Origin of the sequence: Leifsonia sp. NPDC058248 (genome assembly GCF_042881905.1) — a bacterium.
Classification (GTDB): Bacteria; Actinomycetota; Actinomycetes; order Actinomycetales; family Microbacteriaceae; genus Leifsonia.
In genome coordinates this window covers 354,915-367,804 of sequence record NZ_JBHVXB010000003.1, presented here as the reverse complement: position 1 = coordinate 367,804, position 12,890 = coordinate 354,915, and the positions used below count along the sequence as shown (strand labels likewise).

12 protein-coding genes and 1 pseudogene are annotated in these 12,890 nt (G+C 71.3%); 8 read left to right on the top strand and 5 right to left on the bottom strand.

The window, feature by feature from the left end; genetic code table 11:
* The first annotated feature begins 116 nt into the window (after positions 1-116).
* From ACFVV5_RS07095 to ACFVV5_RS07075, 5 genes are read left to right on the top strand one after another with little or no spacing between them, the layout of a single operon-like run.
* On the top strand, positions 117-1,451 hold the full coding sequence (locus tag ACFVV5_RS07095; RefSeq protein ID WP_387241039.1) for a glycerophosphoryl diester phosphodiesterase membrane domain-containing protein: 1,335 nt from the start codon (positions 117-119) through the stop codon (positions 1,449-1,451).
* On the top strand, positions 1,448-2,119 hold the full coding sequence (locus tag ACFVV5_RS07090; RefSeq protein WP_387241036.1) for a DUF4129 domain-containing protein: 672 nt from the start codon (positions 1,448-1,450) through the stop codon (positions 2,117-2,119). The genes ACFVV5_RS07095 and ACFVV5_RS07090 overlap by 4 nt, the downstream gene beginning before the upstream one ends.
* Positions 2,116-3,417: a DUF4350 domain-containing protein gene (locus ACFVV5_RS07085; RefSeq protein WP_387241033.1), complete on the top strand. Its 1,302-nt coding sequence runs from the start codon at positions 2,116-2,118 to the stop codon at positions 3,415-3,417. The genes ACFVV5_RS07090 and ACFVV5_RS07085 overlap by 4 nt, the downstream gene beginning before the upstream one ends.
* Positions 3,414-4,427: an AAA family ATPase gene (locus tag ACFVV5_RS07080; protein ID WP_387241030.1), complete on the top strand. Its 1,014-nt coding sequence runs from the start codon at positions 3,414-3,416 to the stop codon at positions 4,425-4,427. Before ACFVV5_RS07085 ends, ACFVV5_RS07080 begins: the two co-directional genes overlap by 4 nt.
* A gap of 9 nt (positions 4,428-4,436) precedes the next feature.
* Entirely contained in the window at positions 4,437-5,768 is a 1,332-nt protein-coding gene (locus tag ACFVV5_RS07075; RefSeq protein ID WP_387241027.1) for a DUF58 domain-containing protein, read from the top strand.
* 31 nt (positions 5,769-5,799) lie between these two features.
* Here the strand turns inward: ACFVV5_RS07075 and ACFVV5_RS07070 are convergent, their stop codons facing one another.
* Entirely contained in the window at positions 5,800-6,795 is a 996-nt protein-coding gene (locus ACFVV5_RS07070) for a stage II sporulation protein M (RefSeq protein ID WP_387241024.1), read from the bottom strand.
* A gap of 17 nt (positions 6,796-6,812) precedes the next feature.
* On the opposite strand from ACFVV5_RS07070, the gene ACFVV5_RS07065 reads away from it, so the two are divergent.
* Entirely contained in the window at positions 6,813-7,652 is an 840-nt protein-coding gene (locus tag ACFVV5_RS07065; RefSeq protein ID WP_387241022.1) for an RDD family protein, read from the top strand.
* 49 nt (positions 7,653-7,701) lie between these two features.
* Complete coding sequence (locus ACFVV5_RS07060; protein WP_387241018.1) at positions 7,702-8,604, top strand: cyclase family protein; 903 nt, start codon at positions 7,702-7,704, stop codon at positions 8,602-8,604.
* Between the two features lie 29 nt (positions 8,605-8,633).
* Here ACFVV5_RS07060 and ACFVV5_RS07055 read toward each other — a convergent pair whose 3' ends face one another.
* The 4 genes and pseudogenes from ACFVV5_RS07055 to ACFVV5_RS07040 all read right to left on the bottom strand — a co-directional run.
* The gene (locus tag ACFVV5_RS07055) at positions 8,634-9,185 is read right to left on the bottom strand and encodes a GNAT family N-acetyltransferase (protein ID WP_387241015.1); all 552 of its coding nucleotides are present in this window, start codon (positions 9,183-9,185) and stop codon (positions 8,634-8,636) included.
* The gene (gene ahcY, locus ACFVV5_RS07050) at positions 9,185-10,675 is read right to left on the bottom strand and encodes an adenosylhomocysteinase (protein WP_387241012.1); all 1,491 of its coding nucleotides are present in this window, start codon (positions 10,673-10,675) and stop codon (positions 9,185-9,187) included. The genes ACFVV5_RS07055 and ahcY overlap by 1 nt, the downstream gene beginning before the upstream one ends.
* A 57-nt stretch (positions 10,676-10,732) precedes the next feature.
* Complete coding sequence (locus ACFVV5_RS07045) at positions 10,733-12,172, bottom strand: phosphomannomutase/phosphoglucomutase (protein ID WP_387241009.1); 1,440 nt, start codon at positions 12,170-12,172, stop codon at positions 10,733-10,735.
* 32 nt (positions 12,173-12,204) lie between these two features.
* Positions 12,205-12,390, bottom strand: a pseudogene (locus ACFVV5_RS07040) (DUF3499 family protein); the annotation flags it as partial.
* 42 nt (positions 12,391-12,432) lie between these two features.
* Between ACFVV5_RS07040 and ACFVV5_RS07035 the strand changes: the two are divergent.
* Positions 12,433-12,876: a metallopeptidase family protein gene (locus ACFVV5_RS07035; protein ID WP_387241006.1), complete on the top strand. Its 444-nt coding sequence runs from the start codon at positions 12,433-12,435 to the stop codon at positions 12,874-12,876.
* The last annotated feature ends 14 nt before the right edge of the window (positions 12,877-12,890 follow it).

The following is a 12,890-nucleotide window of genomic DNA, read 5'->3' as shown; positions in this document are numbered from 1 at the left end:
CTGCAGACCCCGTGAATACAAGCATTGCGTGCCCTGTGGGTGGGACAGTGCTGGAGCCGCGGATGTGCCAGCATGGGGAGGACTACGCACCGCGCGCGGGGAGTGAGGAGCACGGCGTGACCGACGAGCAGAACTGGCAGGCGCCCGGCGCACAACCGCCCGCCTCCGGAACGGCCGCGCCGCAGGGCGATCAGCCGCCGAGCGCGCCGCCGCCGCCCCACGGACAGCCCCGGTTCGGCCAGCCCCAGTTCGGACAGCCGCAATACCCGTACGGCCAGCAGCCGTACGGCCAGCAGCCCTACCCGTACGCGCAGCAGCCCGGCTGGACACCGCCTCCCAAGCCGGGCCTCATCCCCCTCCGCCCGCTCAGCTTCGGCACACTCATCGGCGCCCCGTTCCAGACCCTGCGTCGTAACCCCAAGATCACGGTGGGCGCGGCGCTGCTGATCCAGGGCATCCCGTCGATCGTGGCCAGCCTCCTCATCTTCGGCGGCGCGGCCCTCCTGCTCGGCCGGCTCGCGAACGCGGACCAGGCCGACCAGAGCACCATCACCGCAGGTGCGATCGGCGGCTCGATCGTGCTCGGACTCCTGTCGCTCGTCGTCACCGCGATCTCGGGCGCTCTCCTGCAAGGCGTGGTGGTGGGCGAGGTCGCCCGCGGCACCGTGGGCGAGAAGCTCACGCTGAGGGCGCTGTGGCAGCTCGTCAAGGGGCGCATCGGCGCTCTGATCGGCTGGACCTTCCTGCTCTCCATCGGCTGGATCGTCGTGGTCGCCCTGGTCGCCCTCGTCGCGTTCGCACTGTTCGCCCTCGGCGGCTCCGCGGGTGTCGTCGGCGGGATCGCCGTCGTGCTGTTCGGTGGCGCCGGCTTGCTGGCCCTCGCCATCTGGCTGAACACGAAGCTCGTGATGGTCCCGAGCGCGATCGTGCTGGAGCGGCTGCCGCTGCGCAGCGCCGTCGCGCGCTCGTGGAACCTCACCCGCGGCTACTTCTGGAAGACATTCGGCGTGATCGCCTTGATCGGCCTGATCGTGTACATGGTCGCCCAGATCATCTCGTTCCCGTTCGGAGTGATCGGCGGGATCGTCGGCGGCATCTTCGCGCCCACCTCGATGAGTGAGGGCGACACCTCGGCCGTCACCCAGGTCCTGGTGAGCCAGTTCAGCATCAACATCCTGGCCAGCATCGTCTCCTCGATCGTCGGCGCGATCCTCGCCGTGGTGCAGACGTCGGCCGTCGCGCTCCTCTACATCGACCTCCGGATGCGCAAAGAGGGACTCGACCTCGAGCTGGTGCGGTTCGTCGAGGCACGCCAGGCGGGCCGCACCGACGTGCCCGACCCGTACCTCACGCCGGCGCGGCCGCAGAACGCGTACCACCAGCAGCCCCCGGCCGCACCCGGCTCCTACCCGCCGCCCGGCTCCTATCCCCCGCCGCCGCCCGCCGCATGAGCCTGTCCGTCCTCAGGCTGCTCGCCGGCGACGTGCCCGTCGACCCGAGCTCGCCCGACGCGAAGAACTGGATCGAGGGCGAGCTCGCCAAGGCCGAATACCAGGCCGCAAAACCGACGTGGTTCGACATCGCGTCCAAGGCGGTTCAGGACTGGCTCGCCTCGCTGTTCCAGGGCCCCGGCGGCGATGCCGGCCCGGTCCTCCTCACGGTCGTGCTGCTTCTCGTCGCCGGCCTGATCGTCGCCGCCTTCCTGATCTTCGGGCTTCCCCGGCTGAACCGGCGCGGCGCCGAGGGCAGGCGTTCCGTGTTCGGGGCGGACGACACCCGTTCGGCTGCCGAGCTCCGGGCATCCGCCGCTGCGGCTGCCCATGGCGGCGACTGGATCGTCGCGACCGAGGAGCTGTTCCGCGCGATCGCCCAGAGCCTCGACGAGCGCACCATCGTCACCGTCTCCCCCGGCACCACCGCCACCGAGTTCGCCGCCCGGGCGGCCGTCGTCGCTCCCGCCGAGCGCGAACGCCTCGCCGCCGCCGCGCGCGCCTTCGACGACGTGCGGTACCTGGGCAGGGCGGGCACCGAAGCCCACTACCAGCAGCTCGTCGCCCTCGACCAGAGCCTGCAGCAGTTCCGGCCGTCGCTCGTGCCGGCCGCGGAGGCCGCGCGATGACCGGCGTCCTGGACCGTTCCGAGGCCCGCACAGAGCCGACGGCGCCTCCGGACGCCCACGCACCCGCCGACGCCCAGGCCGTGTCGCCGTCTGCGCGCCAGGTGGGCCGGCGGAGCATCCCGTGGATCGTCCTCGGCGTCATCGCCGTGCTGGTCGCCCTGCTCGGCATCCTTCTCTCCGGAGGCAAGTCCGCCGGAGTGCCGCTCGATCCGGCCAACGCCGGGCTGGCGGGCGGCAAGGCCGTCGCCGAGGTCCTGCGACAGCAGGGCGTGGACGTGCGGAGCGCGACCGGCCTCGGTGAGGTGCAGGACCACGCCACCGACGACACGACTGTCCTCGTCTACGACCCCGAAGGCAACCTCGACGATGCCGGCTTCGACCGGCTCACCTCCATCGCGTCGACCATCGTCGTCGTCGAGCCCGGCTACCGGGCACTGCAGCGGCTCGCACCCGGTGTGCGCGCGGCGGGCGGCCTCTCCGGAGCGGGCACTGTCTCCGCGGCGTGCGACGTGCCGCCCGCGGTGAGAGCCGAGCGCATCGACCCGCGCCCGACCCCCAACCTGAGAGACGTGACCGTCGCCGGAACCTTCCGCATCGGCTCGGCGGCCTCCGGAGACGCGACCGGATGCTTCGCCGCCGGCGACCGGTACTCCCTGGTGACGACCAAAACCGACGGCCGCGAGGTAGCTCTGCTGGGTTCGGCGGCCGTGCTGATGAACGACGGCGTCGATCGCGCCGGCAACGCCGCCCTGGCTCTCAACCTGCTCGGCGGCCACCGCACGCTCGTCTGGTACCTGCCCGGCCTGGCCGACCGGGCCGTAACCGGACCGCCCGACCTGGCCGCCCTGACGCCGGGCTGGGTCACCCCGGTCGTGCTGCTGCTCGTGTTCGTGTTCATCGCCGCCGCCTTCTGGCGCGGCCGCCGTTTCGGCCCCCTGGTGATCGAGAACCTGCCGGTGGTCGTCCGGGCCGGCGAGACGCGCGAGGGCCGGGCGCGCCTGTACCAGCGCTCGTCGGCCAGGCTGCGCGCCCTCGACTCGCTGCGCATCGGGTCCCTCGGCCGGCTCGCCGGCCTGACCGGGCTCCCGCAGGCGGCCACCGCCGGAGAGATCTCGGATGCGGTGGCAGCGGTCACGCGCCGCGACCGCCACGACGTGCGCACCCTCCTCATCGACGGCGTCCCGCGGACGGATGCCGACCTGATCGCCCAGTCCGACCACCTCGCGGAGCTCGAACGGGCCACCGCCGCAGCCGTCACCCCCGGGCATCCGGGGCCGACCGGAAGAATGGATGCATGACCGACGTCACCACCGGACACCCCACGGGCTCCGCCAGCACTCCCCTGGGCACGGTCGACCAGACCGCGCTCCGCCACGCCCTCAGCCGGGTGCGAACCGAGGTCGGCAAGGCGGTCGTCGGGCAGGACGGCGCCGTCACCGGGCTGATCATCGCTCTTCTCACCCGCGGCCACGTGCTGCTCGAGGGGGTTCCCGGGGTCGCGAAGACGCTGCTCGTGCGCTCGCTCAGTCAGGCGCTGAGTCTCGACACCAAGCGCATCCAGTTCACCCCCGACCTGATGCCGGGCGACGTCACGGGCTCCCTCGTCTACGACGGGCGGACGGGCGGGTTCGAATTCCGCGAGGGGCCGGTCTTCACGAACATCCTGCTGGCCGACGAGATCAACCGCACACCGCCGAAGACCCAGTCGGCTCTCTTGGAGGCGATGGAGGAGCGTCAGGTGAGCGTCGACGGTGTGAGCCGGCCGCTGCCCGACCCGTTCATCGTCGCCGCCACCCAGAACCCGATCGAGTACGAAGGGACCTACGCCCTCCCCGAGGCGCAGCTCGACCGCTTCCTTCTCAAACTGACCCTCGACGTGCCGGAGCGCGAGACCGAGGTCGAGGTGCTCCGACGTCACGCCGCCGGCTTCAACCCGCGCGACCTCGTGGCGGCCGGTGTCACGCCGGTGCTCAGCGCCTCCGAGCTCGCCGCCGCCCGGACGGCCACCGCCTCGGTCGGCGCCACCCCCGACGTGCTCGCGTACATCGTCGACCTGGCCAGGGCGACCCGGTCGAGCCCGTCGGTGAAACTCGGTGTGAGCCCGCGCGGCACGACCGCGCTGCTCGCCGCGGCGAAGGCCTGGGCGTGGCTCTCCGGTTACGACTCGATCACCCCCGACCACGTGCAGGCCATGCTGCTGCCCGTCTGGCGGCACCGCGTCCAGCTGCGCCCGGAGGCGGAGCTGGAGGGCGTCGGCGTCGATGCGATCCTGCGCTCCATCGTGCAGCAGGTCCAGGTTCCGATCTAGGACGCCGCCGTGACCGTTTCCGGACGTTTCGTCGCACTGCTCGCGCTGGGGGTGATCCCCCTGGTGGTCTTCGGCGCGCGGGAGAGCACCGCGTATCTCGTGCTGGGCGGATGGGTTCTGCTCTGCGTTCTGCTCGGCGCGATCGACCTCGTCCTCGCCGCCTCACCCCGGCGGGTAGCGGTCGAGCGTCACGTGCCGGCGCGTGTGCGTCTCGGCGCCGAGGCGGAGACCGAACTGCTCGTGACGAACACCGGCACCCGCACGATCCGTGGCGAGCTCCGGGATGCGTGGGAGCCGTCGGCCGGGATCGCCCGGTCGCGGACGGCGGTCTCCATCCCGCCGCACGAACGCCGCCGCATCGTGACGACCCTGACTCCGTGGCGCCGCGGCGAACGCCGAGTGTCCGAGATCACCGTGCGGGCGTGGGGGCCGCTGCACCTCGGGGCCCGGCAGGCGACGCTGAGCGCGCCGGGCCGCATCCGGGTGCTGCCGCCGTTCGCGTCGCGCAAGCACCTGCCGTCGAGGCTGGCGCGCCTGCGCGAGCTCGACGGGATGACCAGCGTGATGTTGCGCGGGCAGGGAACGGAGTTCGACTCGCTGCGCGAGTACGTGCGCGGCGACGACGTGCGCTCGATCGACTGGCGGGCCACCGCCCGGCGACACGATCCGTCGGCCGGGCGGGGCGCGAAAGTCATGGTGCGCACCTGGCGCCCGGAGCGCGACCGGCACGTCGTCATCGTGCTCGACACCGCCCGCACCTCGGCCGCGCGCATCGGCGACGAGCCGCGCATCGACACCGCGTTCGAGTCGGCCCTGCTGCTGGCGGCCCTCGCCGGCCGCGCCGGCGACCGGGTGGACGTGCTCGCCTACGACCGGACGGTCCGCGGCCGGGTGCAGGGCGCCAGCGGTCCGGAGCTCCTCTCCCGCATGGTCGACGTGATGGCCGGGATCGAGCCGGCGCTGATCGAGATGGACTGGAGCGCCGTGCCGTCGCAGGTCGCCGCCATAACCAGTCAGCGGTCGCTCGTCGTCCTCCTCACCTCCATCGAGGCGCCCGGGGCGTCACGCGGCCTGCTCGCCGTTCTGCCCCAGCTGGCGAAGAAGCACGTCGTGCTGGTGGCGTCCGTCACCGATCCCGAGACCCTGCGCGCCACCACCGAGCGCGGGAACCGCGACCAGGTGTACCGGGCGGCGGCGGCCGAACGCGCCCTGCTCGACGTCGCACGCGTCACGGCCGCCATCGAGCGGTCGGGAGGGGACGTCGTCACCGGATCGCCCGCCGACCTCCCGCCGGCGCTCAGCGACCGCTACCTCGCGCTCAAGGCGGCCGGCAGGCTCTAGCGCACGCCCACCGGTTCGGCAGCGCCGTCGGTCAGCCGGCCACCACGCGGCGCGAGCCGGCCTCGAACTCGGTCAGGTCGCCGGTCTCGCCGGCGCGCACCGCCCGCCGGCCCAGCACGAGCATGTACGCCAGGAAGGCGGCGAGCGCGAGGGCGCCGATCGCGATCTTCGCCCACACCGGCAGAGATGACGGCGTGACGAAGCCCTCGATGATGCCGGAGACGAAGAGGCTGATGGCGCACCCGATCGCCACCGTGAACAGAGCACGGCCGTCCTCGGCGAGCGCCTGGGCCCGCGTGCGCGCACCGGGCGCGATCCAGGCCCAGAAGATGCGGAGGCCGGCCGCCGCAGCGACGAACACGCTGGTCAGCTCCAGGAGCCCGTGCGGCAGGATGTACGCGAACAGCACGTCGCCGCGGCCATAGGCGAACATCACGCCGGCCGCCGTGCCGATCCCGACGGCGTTCTGGATGATCACGTACGGCACGAAGATCCCCGTGATGCCGAACGCGATGCACTGCGCGGCGATCCAGGCGTTGTTCGTCCAGACCTGCCCCGAGAACGATGCGGCCGGATTGTTGGAGTAGTAGTCGATGAAGTCGTGCTCGACGTAGTGGCGCAGCTGGGCATCCTGACCGAAGTTCGCGAGGACATCCGGATTGCCCGCAATCCACACCGCATACAGCGTCGACACGACGATCGTCGCGACGGCGACAGCGAGCACGATCCAGCGGATGCGGTACAGCGCCGCCGGCAGCTGGTACACGAAGAACCGCGGGAGCTGCGAGAAGAGGTTGGACCCGGCCCCGGTGAACCGGAGCCGCGCCGACGCCAGTGCGACGGACAGGCGGTCGCCCGTCGCAGTGGACCCGGCGAGGGTCTTGATCGCCGACAGGTCGGTCGCCCCCGACTGGTACAGCTCGATCAGCTCGTCCGCTTCGCGCCCGTCGATGCGCCGGCGCTTCGACAGCTCCGCGAGCCGGTCCCAGTCGGCGCTGTGCGCCGCCGTGTATGCGTCGAGATCCACATGCTTAGGCTAGTGTCATGCAGACCATGGTCGAGTCTTTTCAGACGCCCGGCGAGCGCGAGCTCGTCACCGGGGAGGCCGTCGCCCTCGACGTCAAGCCGGCCAGTTACATCCTGCGGGCCGCCGGAACCGCGATCGACTGGCTGCTCTCCATGCTCGTGATGCTGGGCGCGATCCTGCTGCTGGTCTGGACCGGTGGCGGTCTCGACGACGCGCTCGGCCGCGTGCTGGTCGTCCTGATCCTCGTGTTCGGGATGGTCGTGCTGCCGATGACCGTCGAACTCTCCTCCCGGGGCCGCTCGCTCGGCAAGCTCGCGGTGGGCGCCCGCATCGTGCGCGACGACGGCGGGGCGATCGGGTTCCGTCACGCGTTCATTCGGGCCCTCGTCGGTGTGCTCGAGATCTTCCTGACCTTCGGCGGTGTCGCCGCGTTGGCCGGACTGCTCAACGCGCGCTCCAAGCGCCTCGGCGACCTGCTCGCCGGAACGTACAGCCAGCTGGAACGGGTCCCGAAGGTGACTCCGCTGGCCGTCGCCCTCCCCCCGCAGCTCGCCGTCTGGGCGGCGACAGCCGACGTCGGAAAGCTTCCGGACCGGCTGGCGCGCCGGATCGCCCAGTTCGTGCGGCAGGCGCCGCACCTCACCCCGGCGGCGCGCATCGGGCTCAGCGGCGAGCTGGCGAACGAGGCCGCCGCGTACGTCTCCCCGATGCCCCCGGTCGACGCCGAGACCTTCCTGGTCGCCGTCTCCGTCCTCCGCCGGGACCGCGAAACCGTGGCCCTCGGCCTCGAGCACGACCGGTTGCAGCGACTCGACCCGGTGCTGGCCGGGCTGCCCCACGCGTTCCCCGACCGCTGACCGCCGCGTGCGGAACGCTCCGCCCGCCGACCCGCCAGGAGGCACCGCCATGCCCGAGTACCGCGCACACTTCGACGCGACCGTCAGCTTCGTCAACGGCGGAGGCCTGGAGGCCACCGGCTTCCGGCTCGACCTGCCGACGGATGCTCTGGACGCGTCCGACATCGCCCGCCTCTTCGTGCGCCACCTCGGCCTGGCCCTCGTCGGGGACGTGACCCTGGCCAACCTCTCGATCGTCGAGGAGCAGCACCGCGGCAGCCGGGGCGTCGAGACTGCCGGCGGCGAGGACCGCGTGCGTCGCGTCGTCGACCTGAGCCACCGCATCCGGGCCGGTCTGGTGACGTACCCCGGGCTGCCCGCACCGACCATCACGCCGCACCTGACGCGCGAGGACTCGCGAGCGAGATACGCTCCGGGCACCGAGTTCGCGATGGACATCATCACGATGATCGGCAACACGGGCACCTACCTCGACAGCCCCTTCCATCGTTTCGCCGACGGCGGCGACCTCGCCTCGCTCGACCTCGCCACCCTCGTCGACCTGCCCGCCGAGGTCTTCCATGTCAGCGATGCCGGTTCCCGCGGCATCCCGGCCGAGGTCTTCTACGACCGCGAGCTCGCCGGCACGGCCGTGCTGCTGCACACCGGCTGGGACGCCCACTTCGGCACGCCCGGGTACGTGACGGGCTCGCCCTACCTCACCGAGGAGGGCGCACGGCACCTCGTCGCCGCCGGGGTGCAGCTCGTCGGCATCGACGCCCTCAACATCGACGACACGGAGTCGGGCGGCGAACGGCCCGCGCACACGCTGCTGCTCGAGGCCGGGATCCACGTCGTCGAGCACCTCACCGGGCTCGGCGCCGTGCCCGCCCGCGGCGCGCGCTTTACGGCCGCACCGCCGGCTGTCGAAGGCTTCGGCACCTTCCCGGTGCGCGCCTACGCCGTGATCTGAGGCCGTGCGGCCAGGGCCGCGCAGGCGCGTCAGTCGTGCAGGATGCGCTGGAACAGCACGTGATCCTGCCAGCGTCCCGCGATCTGCAGGTAGGCCGGCGCGACTCCGATGCGCTCGAAGCCGGACCGCACGAGCACCGACTGGGAGGCGTGGTTCGCCGTCAGCGTCGCGGCCTGGATGCGGTGCAGCCCGAGGTCGTCGCGGGCCGTCTCGATCACGGCGGTCAGGGCGGCCGAGGCGAGCCCGCGGCCCGTGTGGTCGCGGTCGAGCCAGTAGCCGATCGAAGCGCTCTGGAACGCCCCGCGCACGATGCCGCTCAGGTTGATGATGCCCGCGATCGTCACGCCCTCGGCGAGCACGAGGGGGAGTCCCAGGCCGAGGTCGCGCATGCTGAGCTTCTCGCGGATCTGCTCGAGCTGGCCCGCCGGCGTGAAGAACGCCTCGGTTCGCGTGGGATCCCACGGAGCGAGGTGGCCCCGGTTGCGCACGTAGGCGTCGGCCAGCGCGCCGGCGTCGTCTTCGGAGAGGACGCGCAAAATGATTCCTCCGGGAAGCCCCCGGTCGGCGAATGTCGTCGCCATCAGTAGCGGTAGTGGTCGACTTTGTAGGGGCCGTCCACCGGTACTCCGATGTACGCCGCCTGCTCGTCGGTGAGGGTCGTGAGCTCGACGCCCAGCGCGTCGAGGTGGAGACGGGCGACCTTCTCGTCGAGGTGCTTCGGAAGCACGTAGACGCCGATGGGGTACTTCTCCGGCGAGACGTACAGCTCGAGCTGCGCGAGCACCTGGTTGGTGAACGAGTTGCTCATCACGAAGCTCGGGTGGCCGGTGGCGTTGCCGAGGTTCATGAGCCGCCCCTCGGACAGCACCAGGACGCTGCGGCCGGTGGGAAGACGCCACTCGTGCACCTGCGGCTTGATCTCGACCTTGACGGCGCCCTCGAGCGATTCGAGACCGGCCATGTCGATCTCGTTGTCGAAGTGGCCGACGTTGGCGACGATGGCCAGGTGCTTCATCGCGAGGATGTGGTCGACGGTGATCACGTTGAGGTTGCCGGTGCCGCTGATGAAGATGTCCACCTGGTCGACGACCGACTCGAGGCGAGCCACCTGATAGCCGTCCATGGCCGCCTGCAGCGCGTTGATCGGGTCGACCTCGCTCACGATCACGCGGGCTCCCTGGCCGCGCAGCGCCTCCGCGGCTCCCTTTCCGACGTCGCCGTAGCCGGCGACGAACGCCACCTTGCCACCGATGAGCACATCCGTCGCGCGGTTCAGGCCGTCGGGCAGCGAGTGCCGGATGCCGTACTTGTTGTCGAACTTGCTCTTGGTCACCGAGTCGTTGACATTGATGGCCGGGAAGAGCAGCTGCCCGTCGCGGAAGAGCTCGTACAGGCGGTGGACGCCGGTGGTGGTCTCCTCGGTGACACCGATGAGGTCGGCGGCGACGCGGGTCCAGCGGTCGGCCGATTCGCCGAGCGAGGCGCGTAGCGCGGAGAGGATCACGCGGTACTCGTGGCTGTCGCCGACGGCCTCGTCGGGCACGGATCCGGCGAGCTCGAACTCGCGGCCCTTGTGCACGAGCAGGGTGGCGTCGCCGCCGTCGTCGAGGATGAGGTTGGGCCCGGTCCACTCGGCTCCGGATGCGGTGGCTTCGGCCGACCAGTCGAAGATGCGCTGGGTGCACCACCAGTAGTCCTCGAGGGTCTCGCCCTTCCACGCGAAGACCGGCACGCCGGTAGGATGCTCGACCGTGCCGTTCGGGCCGACGGCGATGGCGGCGGCGGCTTCGTCCTGCGTGGAGAAGATGTTGCAGCTGGCCCAGCGCACCTGCGCGCCGAGAGCCACGAGCGTCTCGATGAGCACCGCCGTCTGAACGGTCATGTGCAGCGAGCCGGCGATGCGCGCGCCGGCGAGCGGCCGGCTCGCGCCGAACTCCTCGCGGAGCGACATCAGGCCCGGCATCTCGTTCTCGGCGAGGCGGATCTGGTGCCGACCTGCCTCGGCGAGCGAGAGGTCGGCGACTTTGTACGGGAGCTCGGTGGTCGAGTCAGCGACGGTGGAGATGGCCATTGCCCCATTCTCGCATCCGCCGGGCCCGCGTTACGCCCCGGCCGGGCTGTGGGCTGTTCAGCCGCGGATGAGCGCGAGCGCTTCGTCGCGGATGCGCTCCATCGTCGCCCGGTCGCCGGCCTCGACGTTGAGCCGCAGAAGCGGCTCGGTGTTCGACGATCGCACGGAGAACCACCAGAACGGCTCGTCTCCGGCCACGGAGCCGGTCACCGTCAGGCCGTCGAGCTCGTCGAAGTCGGCACGGCCGGTGAACGCCTCGACGATGCGCGTGAACGCGGCGGGCACGTCGTCGATCGTGGAGTTGATCTCTCCGGACATCGCGTAGGGGGTGAACTGCGCGGACAGCTCGGACAGCGGGCGATCCTGGGCACCGAACTCGGCGAGCAGGTGCATCGCTGCGAGCATCCCGTTGTCGGCGCTCCAGAAGTCGCGGAAGTAGTAGTGCGCGGAGTGCTCACCTCCGAACACCGCGCCCGACTCGCGCATGGCGTCCTTGATCAGCGAGTGCCCGACCCGTGTGCGCAGCGGAATCGCTCCCGCGGCCTCGATCGTCTCCGGCACGATCCAGGAGGTGATCAGGTTGTGGATGACCGTGATCTCCGCATCCGGGTCTTCGGCGCGGGCCCGCGCGATCTCACGGAGTGCGACGATCGCAGCGACGGCAGAGGGAGTCACCGCGCCGCCGTTCTCGTCGATCACGAAGCACCGGTCGGCGTCGCCGTCGAAGGCGAGACCGAGATCGGCGCCGCGCTCGACGACCGCGCGCTGCAGATCGACCAGGTTCTTCGGCTCCAGCGGGTTGGCCTCGTGGTTGGGGAACGAGCCGTCGAGCTCGAAGTACATCGGGATGACCGTGATCGGCAGCGGGGGAAGGCCGGCCGCTTCGCCGAGCACCGCGGGCACCGTGAGACCGCCCATCCCGTTTCCGGCGTCGACGACGATCGTGATCGGGCGGATCGAGCTCAGGTCGACCAGCGACCGGAGGTAGGCGGCGTAGTCGGCCAGCACGTCCTGCCTGCGGAACGAGCCCGGCACGGCGACCTCGTCGATGCCGTCGCGCAGATACACGGCCGCGCGGTCGCGCACCGCCGCGAGACCGGTGTCGCGGCTGAGGCCCTGCGCACCCGGGCGGGAGAGCTTGATGCCGTTGTAGGTGGCGGGGTTGTGGCTGGCGGTGAACATGGCCGCCGCGGCGCTCAGCGCGCCCGAGGCGTAGTACGACTCGTCGGTGGAGCACAGCCCGATGGAGACGACGTCGCCACCCCGGGCCTGGGCGCCGAGGGCGAACGCCGCGGCGAAGGCAGGAGACGAGTCGCGCATGTCGTGACCGACGACGACCTCGTGCCCCGCAGCGCCGACCTCGTCAACGAACGCCGCGCCGATGGCCGTGACGACCTCCTCGGTGAGGTCGCTCCCCACGAGCCCGCGGACGTCGTAGGTCTTGACGACCCGGTCGAGGGCGGCGCGGAACTGGTCGGTGTTGTCAGAGGTGCTCACGCCCCATAACCTACTTCACCGAACACCTCGTGGCGCACGACCTGCCAGCCTTGCGGGGCGGACATCCGCTCCGCATGGATCGCGCACAGATCGTAGGTGTGCGGCTCGTGACTGAGGCTCAGCGGGCCGAGGACGACCATCGAGTCCGCATAGACGTACGTGAGCGTGGCCACGGCGTCGCGCGGGCACGCCACGCGGGAACAGGGGCGGCTCAACATCGGCCTCAGACTACCGGAGCACCGGCGACGTAGGATGACGACATGCCCCGCAACCGCCGCACCAGCAGTGAGCCGCCAGCAACCTCCCGCTGGCGCAGCAGGCATGGGCGCGGTGCGCGCGGCCCGGTCACCGGCCCGCACCTCCCGATGCTCAACAACCGCATCGACGCCTTCGATATGACCGTCGCGTCCACCGCCGACTACCTCAAGGGGATCTGGCCGAACGAGCTGTCCGATGTCCACTTCGAGGTCGCGGCGACGCCCATCGGCATCTCCGGCGCCGACGGGGTCGATCGCTGGCAGGTCGATCACGCTCACCGCCGCGTCGTGCTGTACCGCGTGCCCATCCAGCGCCTGGCGAAGCTGCACCGCAACGACGATCTGCACCGCCGGATGTACGTGGAGGGCTGCGTCTTCCGCGCCGTCGCCGAACTGCTCGGCAAGGACCCGTGGGATCTGGCCCCGGAGCGCTTCCGCCACTTCTGAGCGGGTCGCAGGCC